Raw genomic sequence first — 15,162 nt, 5'->3', positions numbered from 1 at the left:
CATGGTGGGGGTACCTCCGAGAACGACCGACACACGAGAACGAGCCGGCGCGCCGGCTCGTCAGGCGCTCATGTTAGCCACGTCACACAACTCTGAGAAGGCAGAGCCACCCGATCGGCCGCCGACCGGTCACCTCACACCCAGGGAACCTAGAGCCGTCCGCCCGAGCTCGTCGAGCGTGGCTTCGGGGGTGAGGGGATGGAAGGGGCCGCCACGCACGTCGCGGTAGGCCCGCTCCAGGCGAGAGGTCCGGTAGAAGGCCGGCCCTCCGGCCACCTCCAGAGCGAGATCGGCCACGACCCGCGCGGCCGTGACCGCCTCTCTCTTGGCGAGCATCAACGTCTCCAGCGTGGGCTGGTCGAGAGCGAGATCCTCGCCGGTCTCGGCGAGCGCACCGAGCAGCGCCCAGCGAGCGGCCCGCAACCGCGCGGTCATCTCCCCCACCTGCCGTAGGACACCGGGCTTCGACACCGCCTGACGGCCCACGACACGACGCGCCTCGTCGTAGGCGCCGCGAGCCACGCCGAGGTAGGCCGCGCCGGCAAGAGGAGCGAAGTGCACCACCGCCGCGAGGAGCGGGCCTTCCAGGCGGCCGTACTGACGTCGTCCGAGCACCTTGTCGGCCGGAACGAACACATCCTCGAACACCAGGTCGTGACTGGCGGTGCCGCGCATGCCGAGGGTGTCCCAGGTCTCGACCAGACGCACCCCTGGGCCGGCCAGGGGCACGCCGGCGTGGAGTACCTCCGCCCCGGGGCCGGTTTCGCCGAGGACCGCGCTGGTCGAGAGCACCGTGGCGACCGGGGCCTGGGAGCAGAAGCCCTTGCGGCCGTTGAAGAGGTAGCCACCGTCGACCTCGGTGGCGACCGTGCTCGGGCACACCCAGTCCGAGCCGCCGCTGGTGGCCATCACCAGCCGGTCGTGAGCGATCCGGCCGAGCACGGCAGCGGCGTCGGAGGCCCCGCGCCGGTAGCGCCAGCACTGGACGAAGGTGAGGTAGTGATGCATCGTGCTGGAGAGGGCCGCCGCGCCCGACCAGCAGCCCAGCTCCTCCTGGGCGAGGGTCATCTGTCGCAGCGACGCACCGCGGCCACCGAGTTCGGCCGGCACGGCGAGCGCGAGGTAGCCGGAGTCGTGCATCGCGTCGTAGGCCTCGGTGACGAAGGTGGCGTCGCGGTCGTGGGCGGCGTCGTGCTCGAGAGCGACGGCGCCGACCGCGGCCGCCATCGCGAGCACCTCGGCATCGGCGATCGCTGTCTGTGTGTGGGCAGTGGGATTCGAGGTGAGAGTCATAGCGCGAGCGTCCGCGCGAATGACCAATGTGGATAGTTCACAAACTGAACTCCGAGGCCCACGCTGGATGGATGTCCCGGTACGGCCAGTACTGCCCGGTCACCCGATCCCTGGAGATTCTCGGGGATCGCTGGACCCTGCTCATCGTGCGCGACCTGCTGCTCGGCGCCCACCGGTTCAACGAGCTGAGCCGCGGCCTGCCCGGGATGTCGCGCGCGATCTTGTCCAAGCGCCTGGACCATCTCGAGCGGCACGGCCTGGTCGAGCGCGACCCGGGCGGCGACGGCTACACGCCGACCGCCTCCTGTACCGACCTCCAGCCGATCGTGTTCGGCCTGGCCGAATGGGGCGCCCGCTGGGCCTTCGGCGAGCCGCGGCCCGACGAGCTCGACCCCACGGTCCTGATGTGGTGGATCCGAAGCGGCATCGACCCGTCCTCCATCGACGGCTCACGCACCGTGCTCCAGGTGAACCTTCCCGGCGGGCGGCGCACCCGGTACTGGTTCGTGATCGCGCCCCACGATGTCTCGCTGTGCTTCACCGACCCTGGCTACGACGTCGATGTCGTCCTCGAGACGCCGCTCGCGACGCTCTACGAGATCTGGGAGGGGCGCATCGAGCTCGGCCGCGCCGTCCGCGACGGCCAGGTGAGACTGCTCGGTCGACGCGACGTTGTCCTGCGCCTGCCCTCGGCGCTCCTGCTCTCCCCGGTCGCGCCCTACGTGCGCCGGTCACTGGCGATGGGCTCGGGCCGCGACACCGCCGCTGCCGATCGAGGCGGCTCGTAGGCGGCCGCGTCGAAAGCGACCGCCGTCGCAACCTCCGGACCTCGGATCGCGTCTCCCCTACAGGCCTCTCAACGCTTCGGAAAGGAACCGACATGCACACCACGAGCCGATGGTCGCAGCGCCTGCTGGCCGGCGCCGTCGCACTGGCCGGCGTCGCGATCCTCGCAGCGACGCTCGCGAGCACCCCGAGCGGCGCCGCCACACCGAACGAGGCCGTGACGACGTCGGCTGCGACAGCCGCGTCGACGGCCGCCGATGCCACGAAGGTCGTCACCGTCCGCCCGGTCGACGCCGCCGGCCGGCCGGCCGCGGGCTACACGGTCAAGCGGGAGCGGCTCGGCGCCGGCATCACCTGCTGGGGTGCGTCGCCGTCGGCGGTCGAGTCCGGAATCGCGATCTGCGGCCCGTCGGCGGCGTACCTGCCGGCGTGCTGGAAGTCGCGCAACCACACCGTGCTGTGCCTGCGGGATGCCCGGTCGACCCAGCTGGTCCGGGTCCGCTACGAAGGGCGGTTCCGGACCCGCGGGCTGCAGGAGGTCGCCAGCCCGATCAACCTCGACCTCCCCAAGCAGCAGTGCGGCATCCGGGTTGGTGGCGCGTGGTCGTATCCCCCGAGCCACCCGCGCTGGGTCGGGTACTACTTCTGCCAGAAGGGCGGGATCTACGGCCCCAGCGACGGCAACGGCGGCATCGACCGCTCCAGCGACACCTGGACCGTGCGCTTCTGGAACGAGTCCGGGCCGCGGGTGCCGCAGCGCAGAGTCGAGACTGCCTACGTCGTCGGGACCGCCGCCTGAGCCACCTCGCGGGCCCGGTCGCTCGCCGAAATTGCCGGCGGTGCGGGACCTACCGCGTCGCCGAGCGAGCCCACAGCTCGCCGACCTCGTCGGCCAGCTCGCGCCCCTGCGCGTACCCCGCGCGGGCGGCGGGCGGTCGGGCCGACGGATCGAGGACGTTCTTGCCGATCGCGAACCGGGCGCCCTCGTCGGGGGTGATCACCAGGTGCGGGACGTCGAGGTCGGCGAGCATCGAGGCGGCACTGCGCATCGGCCCGATGGTGCGGTCCACGGGGGTCAGAGCGACGACCACGTCGCAGCCCGCGGCCAGGTCGGCGTTCGACCCGGACCGCACGCCACCATCGATGACGATCCGCGGACCGATCCGGATCGGCGGGTACACCAGCGGCACGGCGCAGGAGGCGTTCACGGCGTCCTCCAGACTCACCTCGGGCTCCGGCCCGCGCGGACCGTAGGTGACCAGCTCGCCGGTGACCGCATCGACCGCGGTGACGACCAGGTCGCGGTCGGGCCAGGTCAGCCCGCCGATCCGCTGGCCGATCTGCTCGTAGCGCTCGGCGACCGACGGCAGTCCGCCTCCCATCGCCTTGAGGACCGCGGCGCGGCCGAGCAGACGCCCGAACCGCTCCAGGTCGCCGCGCGAGCGCAGCAGGTACCAGCCGAAGCGCAGCACCACGAGCGGGCTGATCGAGGCCACCGGGATGTCGCCGTCGCCGAGCTCGGCCGGCGAGAGGAGCTGGCGCCGATAGAGCTGCTCGAGCGAGTCGCCGCCGGTGATCTGGGCACCGACCACCGAGCCCGCCGACGTCCCGATGACCCGGTCGGCGGCGGTGAGGTCGACCCCCTGCTCGGCGAGCCCCCAGAGCAGCCCGGTCTCCCAGGCGATGCCCGTGTTGCCGCCGCCGCCCAGGACCAATGCTCGCCTCGTCACAGGGCAAGTGTGCACGGCGCGGGGTCGAGCGCGTCCGGATGGCTGCGGCGACCCAGGACCTCCCCAGCGAGGTTTCACCGTTTCCGGGACGCGGTGGCCGGGGCTGTCTTAACTTTGCCGCTCCCCTCCCTCGCTGATCGCGTGCCGACGACAGACGCCCGCTCGCCTCGCCCCTAAGCGTGGATCCAGGCTGAAGGGCCGACTCATGTCACAACTTCGAATGAAGCTTGAGACTCTGGAGCGGAAGTTGCTCGACCTCGATGCCCCGCTGCTAGGTCATCTACGTCCGGGAGCAGAGCCCGACGTGATCACGGACACCCTGGCCTCCCGTGGGATTCCACCCCACCCCGACCTCATCACCTGGTTCGGTTGGCATGACGGCACCGACGAGCCTCGGTCAGTGCAACCCGCCGGGGGGTTGATGCCGGCGGACGGTAACCGCCTGATCGGTGACCTGCACCTACCCGGACTGGATGAAGCTCTCGTCGCGCACGACCATGCCATCGCTGGCGAGCTCAAGGTAAACCCGGAGCCTGCACACCCCTGGTTCTACTGGCCCGGCTGGTTTCCGGTGCTGAGGTTCACTGACCCGTGGACGGTCTGCATTGACACTCTCGGCTCCGCCGGACCAGCCGGGACCCTCTTCGTCCACGATGTCGGCGTCGACAACGATCCGCCTCGGGTGTTCTTTCGCTCCCTGAGCTACCTCGTGGACGCCGTCATCGAGACCTACGCCACCGGCCTGGTATCCCCAACCGAGCCACTCGTCGACTTCACGCTGGTCCCGCCCGCCGCGCAGCCGCTGGCCTACTGAGCGGCCAGGAGCTGGCGACGTCGCGACCGGCGGGGACACTTCGGCGCAATTCGAACAATTCGACACGTAGTCCTCAAGGGCGCGACGCGGCTATCTCTCATAGGAGACCGCCCGTACCGCGACCGACAGAGCGATTCCAGGGTCGTAACCGCCGATGCACGACAGGCGCACGCGCTCAGGTTGCCACACGCACAAGTTTTCGGCCCGCCTAATCAATATGCTCTTCGCGTCATTCCAGCCGATCAGATCGTCAGCCGCAAGTCGGCGCGGCCAAGCCAACGTCTGACCGGGCTGGACGTTCCCGTCGATCCCGAAGACCTCGACCCGCGAACCTGTCGCAGAACCGGTTTCGGCGAGACTGTCTATGAAGGCGGCAACATCTGAACCTATTGAGACGCCTGGAAGAGGATTCTTCCAGGCGAACGGGATCGCCAACTCGCTCCGCGTCCCGTCCGGGCTCCGTTTCCCTATGACGGCGCGCCCTCGAGTGCCTTCAAAACTCAGGATGGAACCGTCGTCTAGGACCTGCACCCGAAATCGCGGCACGTCGAGCGACGTAAGGGCCATCGTGTCGACGTTAACCAGATAGGACGCTCGGCGTCTGTCATTAGAGCCGACCACGAGCTGGTCTGGTCCGAACCATGCGGGGAGGTCGGCAATTCGCCGTCGGGCAACTCTGCGGTCTGGACCCGTCCCGTCGCTAGGGTAAGCGTCACGACCTTCTCTCGTGTGACCATCGCCCACATCTCACCGCTCGGCGAGAGAGCCCCCAGCCCCGAGCCGTCTGCAGCGATCCATTGATCTTGGCCTAGGCCCAAGTCGGTGGGATCGAGACTGCGCCGCTGACCCTCGGCGTCGATGAAAGTAACTGGTTGGTCGGCGAAACTCGTCGCCTCTGCTTCTGCATCGATCTGGACCGCCGCGACGATGGCGGGGCCGCTCAGGGGCTCATCCAGGATGCTGAGATACGACGACGGGTCGATGCTTGGTAATCCGGCGGGCAGATTGCTCCTGAGCGGTCGCGCAGAACCGAAAAGCCGCTGAGGGTCCGTTCTGACTGTCCCGCTGCTCGGCGAAGACGAGGGCGGTGCACCGACCACCGGCACTGACTCCTCCGTGGTACCGCCCGGCGCCGGATCATCGTCGCTGCAAGCGCAGAGGATGGAGGCAACTGCCACGATGACGACGCACGCGTGCACGTGCGAGCGGAGGATCACCGAGACAGTCCGGCCTGTGCCGGGTCAGGGCGTGTCGGGGGCAATGAGACAGCCTGTAAGGCCTTGGCCCCGTCCCAATCCGACATGGCAGTGAAAGTACGGGGTTCAACAGGCACCGCCGCTGGAGAAGTCCTCCAAGGATCGCGGCGCAGGGAGCATCACCCGTGGTGGCCGGATCGAGGTGGTGACGCCTGCCCGGCGGCCCGGAGGTCGCGCGCGCCGACGAGAGGAGCAGCGCTCCGGGTGCGATCGGTCCAGATCCCGGCCCGTCGGCTTGCGCACGACCGACGTTCACGGGCCTGATGGGAGCAGCGATCACGAGGGGGAGCCGATGGACGAGGAGACGACGGCGAAGGTGCCGCGGGCGGCCTACGAGACGGAGCTGCTGCGCCTGCAGGCCGAGCTGGTCGAGCTGCAGGAGTGGGTGAAGGCGACCGGCCAGCGGGTCGTGGTGGTGTTCGAGGGGCGCGACGCCGCCGGCAAGGGCGGGGTGATCAAGCGGATCACCGAGTATCTCAACCCGCGCGTCGCCCGGATTGCCGCACTGCCCGCTCCGAGCGACCGCGAGCGCACCCAGTGGTACTTCCAGCGCTACGTCGAGCATCTGCCCGCCGCCGGCGAGATCGTGCTCTTCGACCGCTCCTGGTACAACCGCGCCGTCGTGGAGAAGGTGATGGGCTACTGCACCCAGGAGGAGTACGAGCTCTTCCTACGGCAGTGCGCTCCGTTCGAGCAGATGCTGATCGACGACGGCATCCTGCTGCGCAAGTACTGGTTCTCGGTCTCCGACGAGGTACAGGAGGAGCGCTTCCGCTCGCGGCTGGAGGATCCGATGCGGTCGTGGAAGTTCTCCGAGAACGACCTGCTCACCCGCGAGAAGTGGGTCGACTTCAGCCGGGCCAAGGACGAGATGTTCGTCCACACCGACCTCGAGGCCTCCCCGTGGTACGTCGTGGAGGCCGACGTGAAGCGCAACGCGCGCCTCAACATGATCGCCCACCTGCTCGGATCGATCCCCTACGTCCCGCAGGAGCGGCCACCCATCGAGCTGCCGCCGCGCCCGCCCGCGGCGGACTACGAACGCCCGCCGCGGGAGCAGTTCCGCGCGGTCCCCGACCACGCGGCGACCCTCCTGGATCGGTGACCTCAGCCTGGATCCACCGATTGTCGGCTTGGCGAGCGTCACCAGATGGGTGCGATGGCAAGGCGCGGTCGCGAAGGGCGGTCTGGTTGACCCTCGAGCGGCCGCAACGCCGCCAGCGTGCCCATATGGTGGCGCGTAGCCGGCGAGAATCGGTGGATCCAGTCTCAGGCGATCCCGTCGAAGGGCCGCACCTCGACCCGGCTGCCGCACGCCTCGGACCCCTGTGCGGCGAGCCGGAGGGCGACGTCGAGGTCGGGTGCCTCGATCACCCAGAACCCCGCAAGCACCTCCTTGCTCTCCAGGAACGGGCCGTCGGTCAGCACGGGGGTCGGCCCGCGCCCGTCGACGACGGTCGCGGTGGCCGTGGACTGGAGTCCGCCGCCGAAGACCCAGTGCCCCTCGGCGACCAGCATCTGGTTGAAGACGCCGGTGTCGGCGAAGGACTGCTCCATCGCCTCACGGGACGCGTAGCCGGAGAACTCTCCCGGCTCGGCGGGTCCGATCACGCTCAGCAGGTAGTGCGTCATGTCGATCTCCTCGTGGTGTCAGGGCGGTCCGGGTGACCGTCCGTCGAACTCACCACGAACGAGACCGTGCCGATCCGACACCGAACCGTCATTCTCCCAGCGGACGGAGCTCATCGGCGTAGGAGACGGAGTACCTGCGCATCACGCCCGAGGCGGAGATGGAGTACTGCCCCATCCGCCACAGCGGCGGGGAGTAGGCGTGGATCGACACCGATCCGTCGACCGCGCCGCCCATCCGGTGGATGTGGTCGGGGCCGAAGTCGAAGACGCGTCCGGCGCGCACCGTCCGGGACGACGGCGTCCCACCCAACCGCGGACGGCTCTCGGTGACCGCCCCGCGGGTCACGGCCACCGCGCCCGACGACGTGTCGTGGTCGTGCCATCCGGTGTCGTCGACGAGGTTCCAGCACAGCAGCCAGACGTCGATGTCGGCGTCGCGGTAGAGCGAGACGTAGTGCCGGCCGCTCTCCGGGTCGTGGCGCACGTAGCGCTCCCACAGCTCGGGCCGGGAGGCCACCTCACGCACCCAGGCGTGCAGCTCGTCGCGGGTCAGCGTCCGGCCGGGAAGTGCCGGGAGCTGCGCGGCGTCCAGGACGCTGGCGGTCGCGGGGGGCGCGGGGGAAGGGGCGAGGGTCATCGGAGACCTCCGTTCATCAGGTGGTGGGGATTGGCGGCGTGGACGGCGTGGGAGAACGCCGCGCCCAGGCCGGGGTCGGCGGGGACGGCGTAGGGCAGGTCGGAGCCGTGGACGATCGGGTCGACCCCCACCACCCGGACCATCGCGTCGATCGCGCGCGGGCCGTAGGACGAGGTCTCGTAGTAGACGTGCCGGTCGATGGCCCCGAAGCTCCCCCCGCGGGCCACCAGCCTCTCGTGGTGCAGGGGCGCGAGCCCCGCAAGCGCGACGAAGGCGATCCGCAGCCGGGGCAGCAACGATCGGCCCGCGACGTGCCAGGCGAACCACGCGGCGGCCTGTTGCGCGGGGTAGGAGGCCAGGGCGGGCCACCAGCCGGGAACTTTGTCGGCACCCGGGCTCGACTGCGCGGGCCCGGGATGCACCAGCACCGGCAGGTCGGCGTCCTCGACGACGGCGAGGACCGGCGCGAGCCGCTCGAGTGCGGCCGGGTCGGCGAGCGCGGTCGCCGGCACCTGGAGGCCGTGGGCCGCGGGCGCGGCGAGGATCGCGCGTAGGACGGCGAGGTCCGGCTCGATCAGGTTCACCGCTGCCCAGATGCCGTGTCGGTCGTCGAGCCCGGCGACGATGCCGTGCCACGCGTCGAGGAGCGGCTCCGCCTCCTCCGGTGGCAGCGTCTCGATGCCTAGCGGGCTCGACAGCGAGAGCAGTCCGAGATCGACGTCCTCGCGAGCCGACGGGGTGCGCAACGCCGGGTCGATCCGGTAGGGCGGCTCGCCGTCGAGGATCAGCTCGTCGCCGTCGACGTACGGCGCACGCGCTCGTCGACGCAGGGCGTCGACGAGCGCTTCGGGCCACGCGTGCTGGTGGCAGTCGATCCGGATCACCTAACTACTATAATCCTATTGAATCACTGCACTACTCGAACCCCGTACGGTGAGTCCATGGTGTCCTCTCTCGCCTGCATCGGATTCGACGTCGCCGATCTCGACGAACTGGGCGGCATGATCCAGCCGATGACCGCCGAGGTCGTCGGTCGAGCCGGCGAGGTCGTCACCGCTCGCTACGCGGACCCCAGCGGTGCGCGGCTCCTGATCAGTCGCCGCGAGGGCACGCCGGTCGACCTGGTGGCCTCCTACTCCGCCGCACCCGGTGCGCTGCTCGCCGCCGCCAGCCAGACGCCCGAGGGCCACACGATCGCCGATCTGGTCGACGACGACGGCCGCGTCCTCACGCGACTCCGCGTCGACCTGGAGCAGCACCGTCAGCTGGGCGACGAACCGCGCTCGCTGCACGTCTCGCTGGTCGCCCTGGGCGTCGAGATGGCGGTGTACGCAGACCATGAGGCGTTCGCCGCGTCGCCCGCGAGTCACGTCGGCGACGCGGCCGGCCCCCAGTGGTCGGCAGAGTCCTTCGTGTCCTACGGGGTGCTCCACGACGCGGACGGGTCTGAGCTGGCCGAGCCCACGGGATTCCTCGCCGGCACCGTGCTCGAGTGCACCACCCAGGAGAACGCCGCGTCGGGCCAGTCGTTCCACGCCGCCCGGGTACGCAGCGCCGGCTTCGAGGCCACCGTGTGCCTGGCCGCCTCGGAGTTCCCGACCGCCCCCGAGCCCGGCAACGTCGTCGCCGGGTCGTGCTACCTGGTGGCCGACGCGCCGCAGCTGTGGTCGCCCGAGGTGCCTCCGGGACAGCGCAAGTGGTGGCGCCCCACTGCGGAGTGAGTGGTTCGCGGGGACTGCCTACCTCCTCACCCGGATGGTCGGGCTGGTCGCCGCCCGACAGCCGGGCTTGGCCTTCACCCTGGCGAAGAAACGTCCGGTGGTGCCGGTGTTGCCGGCCGACCAGACGTAGCTGCGCCCCTGGAGCTGGGTGGTGTCGCTGGCCCACAGGTGCGGCTCGCCGTCGACGAGCTTGTAGAGGTCGACGGTGCGGTCGGCGGCACATCGCAGGAGTGCCGAACTGGTGACCGTGCCGTGGATGTCGGTGCCGTCGGCGGTGATCGTGACCGCGACCCGGGCCCGCGCCGGAGCAGCGGACGCGGGCGCGGGCTGCACGAGTCCCGCTGCCAGGGCAGCGCCGACGACGACTGCGGCGGCCGGAGCGAGGGTGGACTTCTTCATGGGTTCCTCCTGATGGGTCGGACTACTGATCACCGGCGGGGACGCCGGTGAAGGTCGTGGTGAAGTAGCCGAAGAACGCCTCGACCTTGGCTTGGTCGGCGTCGCTGATCTCGTCGGCGTCGGCCTCGTCGACGAGCACCTCGAATCCCGCCCGCGCATCGCCCGGGATCCCCGGCGGAGTGCCGGTCTCGAACAGGTCGTGGGCGAACGTGTCGGGCGCGGAGGTCTCGATGCTCCCGATCACGCGGCAGAAGTCGACGACGTCGGCGTCGGTCGGCGCATCGGCCCCCTCGGGCCCTCCGCAGGCAGTGAGAACGAGCAGGGCGAGCAGGACCAGCGCGGCCCCACAGCGACGTGGCGCAGTCATGGGATTCCTTCCTCGGCGTTGTCGGAGGCTCACCTTCGCCGCGCGGCCTTTCGGCTGCCTGTCGCGCACCTCGGATGCCCCGACTGCCGACGACAGGACAGCGACAGATAAGCGACGCACCCTCGCGCCATGGAGACCACCGCACCCCGCGCATCCCGCACATTCCGCAACGCAGTGGCGACGTCGCGCCTGACCCTTCCGCTGATCTGCCTGGCCCAGTTGATGGCGACGCTCGACGTGACGATCGTGAACCTGGCGCTCCCAGCGATCCAGCACGACCTGGCGATGTCGAACGCCGGGCTGGCGTGGGTGGTGGACGCCTACACCCTCGGCTACGCCGGCCTCCTGCTCCTGGGTGGGCGGGCCGGCGATCTACTCGGGCACCGGCGCACGCTGATGATCGGGATCGCGGCCTTCACGATCGCATCGATCGTGGCCGGGCTCGCAGAGGGCGCCGGCGTCCTCCTCGGCGCCCGCGCCGTGCAGGGTCTGGGCGCGGCGCTCGCCACGCCGACGACGCTCTCGCTCATCACGATCCTCACCTCGACGGGTCCGCGTCGCACCCGGGCGATGGTGGCCTACGGATCCATGGCCGGCATCGGCATCACCCTCGGCCTCGTGCTCGGCGGCGTCCTGACCGAGCACGCCTCGTGGCGCTGGGTCTTCTGGGTCAACGTGCCCCTCGGCGTCGTGGTGCTGATCGGAGCGGCGCGACTGTTGCCCGATACCCGCGGCCGCCGCCGTCGCCTGGATCCCGCCGGCGCCGCGCTCAGCACGGCTGCCCTGGTCGCACTGGTGTACGGGATCGTCCGCGCCGGGACCCACGAGTGGGGCGAGACCTGGTCGACGGCCGGCCTGGCGACCGGTGTGCTCGGGCTCGCGGCATTCGTCGTGGTCGAGAGCCGTGTCGCGGAGCCGACGCTGCCACTCGCACTCCTGCGCCACCGCGTCCGCCTCGGCGCCTATCTGGTGGCCGGCCTGCTCTTCGCGGCCCTGTACCCGGCCTTCTTCCTGCTGAGCCGATCCCTCCAGGACGTCGCCGGGCTCGATCCGCTGGACGCCGGGCTGCGGTTCCTCCCGATCGGTGCGGGAGTCCTGGTGTTCGCCGTCGCCGCCCGCAGGCTGCTGCCCCGGGTCGGGACCACTGCGCTGGTCGTGGGCGGCACCGCTGCGGCGACGCTCGGCTCACTCGCCCTGGTAGGTCTCGACCCCCACTCCGGCTACGCGCTCCTTCTGCTGCCGAGCCTGGTGGGCCTCGGCGCCGGCGTCGGGACGACGTTCGTGGCCACCTCGGCGATGGCGATGACCGACGTCGAGGAGTCCGACATGGGCATCGCCTCGGGACTGGTCAGTACCTTCCAGGCCGTGGGTGGAACCCTCGGCGTGGCGGTCGTCGCTGCGCTTGCAGCGGCCCGCACCGAACGATCGCTCGACGGCCTCGTGCCCACCCCGGAAGTCGTGCGGGCCGCGCTGCTGCACGGTTTCGATCTGGGTTTCGCAGTCGCCGCGGCACTCGCCGCGCTGGCGACGCTCGTCGCCGCGCTCACTCCGCAGCTGCGGCGGTGACGAGTTCGACCAGTCGCGGCAGCGGCGACGTCCCCCAGCCGGGGAGCTTCGCGCCGGTCCGGATGCGGGCCTGGGCCAGGAGACCGGTCTGCCATCTCGTGAGGTGGATCCCGGTGCGCTCGAGGATCGCCTCGGTCGCCTCGAGGATGGCGGTCGCCTCCGGACGCTCCAGGCGAAGGAGCGCCAGACCCGCACCGAGGGCCGACTCGACCGTGCGGTGATCCTCCGCGCGCCCCCGGCCCGCACCTGCGACGAGGGCGAATCGCTCGAGAGCCTCACCCGGGGCGCCGCTGACCAGCAGTGCCCAGGCATGGTTGAGATGCAGGAAGGCGGGGATGGCGCCGGGGGGCTGGAGCACGACGGCCTCGGCTGCCACCCGCAACGCGACCTCGGGGCGCTCCGCACCGAGAGCCGCCCAGACCACGTTGGTGCCGACCGAGGCGGCCGCTGCGGCCGAACCGGAGGCCAGCGCCAGCGACCAGGCCTCCTCACCGGCACGTCGAGCCAGGGCGGGGTCGTACTCGGCTGCCACCGCGGCGAGGGTGCCGAGTGCGTCTGCCTGCCGTTCCGGCGTCGAACTGCGAGCAGCGCTCACTGCACGTTCGGCCAAGGCGCAGGCCTGCGCGGACTCGCCCGCAACGTCTCGCTCGAGGGCCCACGAGTCCAGCGCGCCGATGAGCCAGCTGGTCTCCGCATGTCGCTCGAGCACCGGGACGGCGCGGACGAGACCGGCGCGAGCACGAGCGGGGTCGTGCTGGAAGAGCAGCACGCTGCGCATCGTCAGCACTCGCGCCGCGGAGAGCTCGTCGAGCAGACCGGAGTCCAGCGCCCGCTCCGACCACTCGAGGCCGGGACCGAGTTGGTCGCCGTAGATCCACAGCCGCCCGAGCGTCAGGGTGAGGTCTGCCAGAGCGGCCGCGTCGCCGTCCTGCAGGCTGGATCGCAGCGCCGCCAGATAGTCGCCGTAGTGGTCACGGACATCGAGGAGCAGGGCGTCGCTGCGCAACGCACCGCGCCAGCGCTCGGCGTGCCAGGTTCTGTGGCGCGCCCGGACGACGCCGGCCTCGCCGGTGGCCTCCAGCTCTTCGAGGGCGAGGTCTCGGACCGTCCGCAGCAGCCGGAGGCGGATCCCGTCGGGGCACCGCTCCAGGTGCACCAACGCATCGCGGACCAGCGCCTTGAGGGAGTCCCGTACGGCGCCTCGATCCGGGGATCGGCCGGCCACGGCCTCGGCGGCATCGCGACCGAAGGTCCCGGCGAAGACGGCGAGGCGGGCAAGGGTCGCGCGGTCGCGGGGTTCGAGTCGGCCCACGCTCCACGCGATGGTGTCGCGGATGGTGCGATGGCGCGCCGCACGGCCTGCCTCGTCGGAGGCGAGGGCGAGCGGATCGTCGAGCGCGGCGTCGAGGTCGTCGAGGTCGTGACCCGGCATCTGCGCGGCAAGCAGCTCCAAGGCCAACGGGAGGCCGTCGACCCGACGGGCGAAGTGGCCGAGCCGGACCAGGTCGTGGTCGCCTGGCTCCCAGGCGCCGATCCGGTCCGCGATCCGCTCGACCAGCAGGCTCACCGCCGGAGACCGAGCCGACTCCGCCGCGTCCGACCGCGGCGCGGGGCAAGCGAGAGGGGCGAGCGGAAGCTGCGCCTCACCCAGCGCGCCGAGCGGCCGGCGAGACGTGACGACGATCCGGAGCCCGGGCCAGCTGCGAAGCAACGTCTCCAGGACGACTGCCAGCTCGCCCGGGCTGCGCTCGCCCTCATCGATGAGCAGCCGGACGGGCCCAGGCCGACTGGCCCGGGCCAGCGAGGCCGGGCCGTCCTGGGCGATGCCGACCCCCAACGCCTTCCCGACCAGGTCGCTCACCGCCTCGACGCTCGCCAGGGACTCCAACGGCGCGAGGTCGACGTAGGCGAGGTCGTACCCCAAGAGCAGGGCGAACTCGGCCAGCAGCCGGCTCTTGCCGACCCCACCCGGTCCGACGATGGTGACGAGCCGCCGGCTCTCGGCCAGTCCGACCAGCTCCGCCAGTTCGGCCGCACGGCCGATCAGCCGGTTCGTAGGCGCCGGAAGGGCTGGGCGGATCGCCTCCGGGCCCTCGTCGAAGGTCTCCTGCTCGAGGACCCGCCGTTGGATCTCGCGCGCGGTCTCACCCGGATCGATCCCGAGCTCCTCCCGAAGGGTTCGGCGCAGCTCGTGGAAGATCTCCAGGGCCTCCGCCCTAAGGCCTGAGCGCGCCGCGGCCACCATCGCCAGCTCGTAGGCCCGCTCGCGCAACGGTTCACGCCGGATCAGGTCGCGAGCCAGCGTGAGCGCGCTCGGCACCCCATCACCACCGGGGACGTCGAGATGCCGGGCGACCAACACCTCCTGCGCCTTCGACCGCGCCTCCCCGAGCCGAGCCACCTCCGGATCGACGAGTCCCGGGGTCACATCCGCGTACGCGCGCTCGCCGCGCCACAGGGCCAGCGCCTGCTCCAGTGCACTCACCGCGGACCGCGGGTCGGCGGCTTCGTCGGCTCGACGCACCAGGCGGAGGAACGAGTCCGCGTCCGTTTCGTGCGGACCGAGGCGGTAGCCCGTCGTCGTCGTCTCGATCGCCTGGCCGCCGAGGGCGCGCCGCAGCCGCGCGACCTGCGTGTGTACCACCGCGACGCCGAGTCCGGCGCCGTCCCACACGGCATCGAGGAGAGCGAGCGGGTCGACCGACTGACCGGCACGCGAGAGCAGCACGGCGAGCAGATCGCGCGACCGCGGGCCACCCACCGAGCGAACGAGACCGCCCGCGTCGTGGGCGCGCAGATCGCCCAGGACGCCGAACTCCATCCGTCCACCATCGCCCCCTGGCCACACCCCTCGCATCGCCGAATCCGGGGTTGATCGACGCCGGGCGCCGCGCGTTCGCAAGCAGGACAGTTCGGTGACAGGCCGGACGCGGACGGTGGGAACCCGCCCGAGATCCTCCG

General features: G+C 71.1%; 14 protein-coding genes. 6 read left to right on the top strand and 8 right to left on the bottom strand.

All coding sequences use genetic code 11. The annotated features are described in order from the left end of the window. Nucleotides 1-129: 129 nt before the first annotated feature. Nucleotides 130-1,293: an acyl-CoA dehydrogenase family protein gene (locus WMR31_RS17730; RefSeq protein ID WP_340540213.1), complete on the bottom strand. Its 1,164-nt coding sequence runs from the start codon at nt 1,291-1,293 to the stop codon at nt 130-132. Between the two features lie 71 nt (nt 1,294-1,364). Between WMR31_RS17730 and WMR31_RS17725 the strand changes: the two genes are divergently transcribed. Further along, the gene (locus WMR31_RS17725; protein ID WP_340540212.1) at nt 1,365-2,081 is read left to right on the top strand and encodes a winged helix-turn-helix transcriptional regulator; all 717 of its coding nucleotides are present in this window, start codon (nt 1,365-1,367) and stop codon (nt 2,079-2,081) included. A gap of 92 nt (nt 2,082-2,173) precedes the next feature. Beyond that, nucleotides 2,174-2,878: a hypothetical protein gene (locus WMR31_RS17720; RefSeq protein WP_340540211.1), complete on the top strand. Its 705-nt coding sequence runs from the start codon at nt 2,174-2,176 to the stop codon at nt 2,876-2,878. 49 nt (nt 2,879-2,927) lie between these two features. On the opposite strand, the gene WMR31_RS17715 is transcribed toward WMR31_RS17720, so the two are convergent. Further along, nucleotides 2,928-3,809: a patatin-like phospholipase family protein gene (locus WMR31_RS17715; protein WP_340540209.1), complete on the bottom strand. Its 882-nt coding sequence runs from the start codon at nt 3,807-3,809 to the stop codon at nt 2,928-2,930. A gap of 304 nt (nt 3,810-4,113) precedes the next feature. Between WMR31_RS17715 and WMR31_RS17710 the strand changes: the two genes are divergently transcribed. Then, nucleotides 4,114-4,623: a hypothetical protein gene (locus tag WMR31_RS17710; protein ID WP_340540208.1), complete on the top strand. Its 510-nt coding sequence runs from the start codon at nt 4,114-4,116 to the stop codon at nt 4,621-4,623. Between the two features lie 1,548 nt (nt 4,624-6,171). After that, nucleotides 6,172-6,984, top strand: a complete 813-nt coding sequence (gene ppk2, locus WMR31_RS17705; RefSeq protein WP_340540207.1) for a polyphosphate kinase 2 — start codon at nt 6,172-6,174, stop codon at nt 6,982-6,984. Between the two features lie 164 nt (nt 6,985-7,148). On the opposite strand, the gene WMR31_RS17700 is transcribed toward ppk2, so the two are convergent. The 3 genes from WMR31_RS17700 to WMR31_RS17690 all read right to left on the bottom strand — a co-directional run bounded on the left by WMR31_RS17700 (nt 7,149) and on the right by WMR31_RS17690 (nt 9,032). Beyond that, entirely contained in the window at nt 7,149-7,511 is a 363-nt protein-coding gene (locus tag WMR31_RS17700; protein WP_340540206.1) for a YciI family protein, read from the bottom strand. Between the two features lie 88 nt (nt 7,512-7,599). After that, complete coding sequence (locus tag WMR31_RS17695; protein ID WP_340540205.1) at nt 7,600-8,148, bottom strand: cysteine dioxygenase; 549 nt, start codon at nt 8,146-8,148, stop codon at nt 7,600-7,602. Then, nucleotides 8,145-9,032, bottom strand: a complete 888-nt coding sequence (locus WMR31_RS17690) for an amidohydrolase family protein (RefSeq protein ID WP_340540204.1) — start codon at nt 9,030-9,032, stop codon at nt 8,145-8,147. Before WMR31_RS17690 ends, WMR31_RS17695 begins: the two co-directional genes overlap by 4 nt. Before the next feature lie 57 nt (nt 9,033-9,089). On the opposite strand from WMR31_RS17690, the gene WMR31_RS17685 reads away from it, so the two are divergent. Continuing rightward, the gene (locus WMR31_RS17685; RefSeq protein ID WP_340540203.1) at nt 9,090-9,869 is read left to right on the top strand and encodes a hypothetical protein; all 780 of its coding nucleotides are present in this window, start codon (nt 9,090-9,092) and stop codon (nt 9,867-9,869) included. 18 nt (nt 9,870-9,887) lie between these two features. Here the strand turns inward: WMR31_RS17685 and WMR31_RS17680 are convergent, their stop codons facing one another. Together WMR31_RS17680 and WMR31_RS17675 are read right to left on the bottom strand one after the other, a co-directional pair. Next, a complete protein-coding gene (locus WMR31_RS17680; protein ID WP_340540202.1) occupies nt 9,888-10,268 on the bottom strand; it encodes a hypothetical protein in 381 nt (126 codons plus the stop codon). 22 nt (nt 10,269-10,290) lie between these two features. Beyond that, complete coding sequence (locus tag WMR31_RS17675; RefSeq protein ID WP_340540201.1) at nt 10,291-10,635, bottom strand: hypothetical protein; 345 nt, start codon at nt 10,633-10,635, stop codon at nt 10,291-10,293. Nucleotides 10,636-10,764: 129 nt separating this feature from the next. Between WMR31_RS17675 and WMR31_RS17670 the strand changes: the two genes are divergently transcribed. Next, complete coding sequence (locus WMR31_RS17670; protein WP_340540200.1) at nt 10,765-12,201, top strand: MFS transporter; 1,437 nt, start codon at nt 10,765-10,767, stop codon at nt 12,199-12,201. Here WMR31_RS17670 and WMR31_RS17665 read toward each other — a convergent pair. Further along, on the bottom strand, nt 12,179-15,022 hold the full coding sequence (locus WMR31_RS17665; RefSeq protein ID WP_340540199.1) for an ATP-binding protein: 2,844 nt from the start codon (nt 15,020-15,022) through the stop codon (nt 12,179-12,181). The genes WMR31_RS17670 and WMR31_RS17665 overlap by 23 nt on opposite strands. Nucleotides 15,023-15,162: the final 140 nt, after the last annotated feature.

Source organism: Nocardioides epinepheli, from assembly GCF_037936805.1.
Lineage (GTDB): Bacteria > Actinomycetota > Actinomycetes > Propionibacteriales > Nocardioidaceae > Nocardioides.
Note: the sequence above shows the minus strand (reverse complement) of the source record. Positions and strands in the feature narration are given on the sequence as shown.

Coding starts and splice junctions, on each gene's coding strand:
- WMR31_RS17680 (WP_340540202.1), bottom strand. CDS start 10,268: ATGAAGAAGTCCACCCTCGCTCCGGCCGCCGCAGTCGTCGTCGGCGCT.
- WMR31_RS17665 (WP_340540199.1), bottom strand. CDS start 15,022: ATGGAGTTCGGCGTCCTGGGCGATCTGCGCGCCCACGACGCGGGCGGT.
- WMR31_RS17720 (WP_340540211.1), top strand. CDS start 2,174: ATGCACACCACGAGCCGATGGTCGCAGCGCCTGCTGGCCGGCGCCGTC.
- WMR31_RS17725 (WP_340540212.1), top strand. CDS start 1,365: ATGTCCCGGTACGGCCAGTACTGCCCGGTCACCCGATCCCTGGAGATT.
- WMR31_RS17730 (WP_340540213.1), bottom strand. CDS start 1,293: ATGACTCTCACCTCGAATCCCACTGCCCACACACAGACAGCGATCGCC.
- ppk2 (WP_340540207.1), top strand. CDS start 6,172: ATGGACGAGGAGACGACGGCGAAGGTGCCGCGGGCGGCCTACGAGACG.
- WMR31_RS17675 (WP_340540201.1), bottom strand. CDS start 10,635: ATGACTGCGCCACGTCGCTGTGGGGCCGCGCTGGTCCTGCTCGCCCTG.
- WMR31_RS17695 (WP_340540205.1), bottom strand. CDS start 8,148: ATGACCCTCGCCCCTTCCCCCGCGCCCCCCGCGACCGCCAGCGTCCTG.
- WMR31_RS17670 (WP_340540200.1), top strand. CDS start 10,765: ATGGAGACCACCGCACCCCGCGCATCCCGCACATTCCGCAACGCAGTG.
- WMR31_RS17685 (WP_340540203.1), top strand. CDS start 9,090: ATGGTGTCCTCTCTCGCCTGCATCGGATTCGACGTCGCCGATCTCGAC.
- WMR31_RS17700 (WP_340540206.1), bottom strand. CDS start 7,511: ATGACGCACTACCTGCTGAGCGTGATCGGACCCGCCGAGCCGGGAGAG.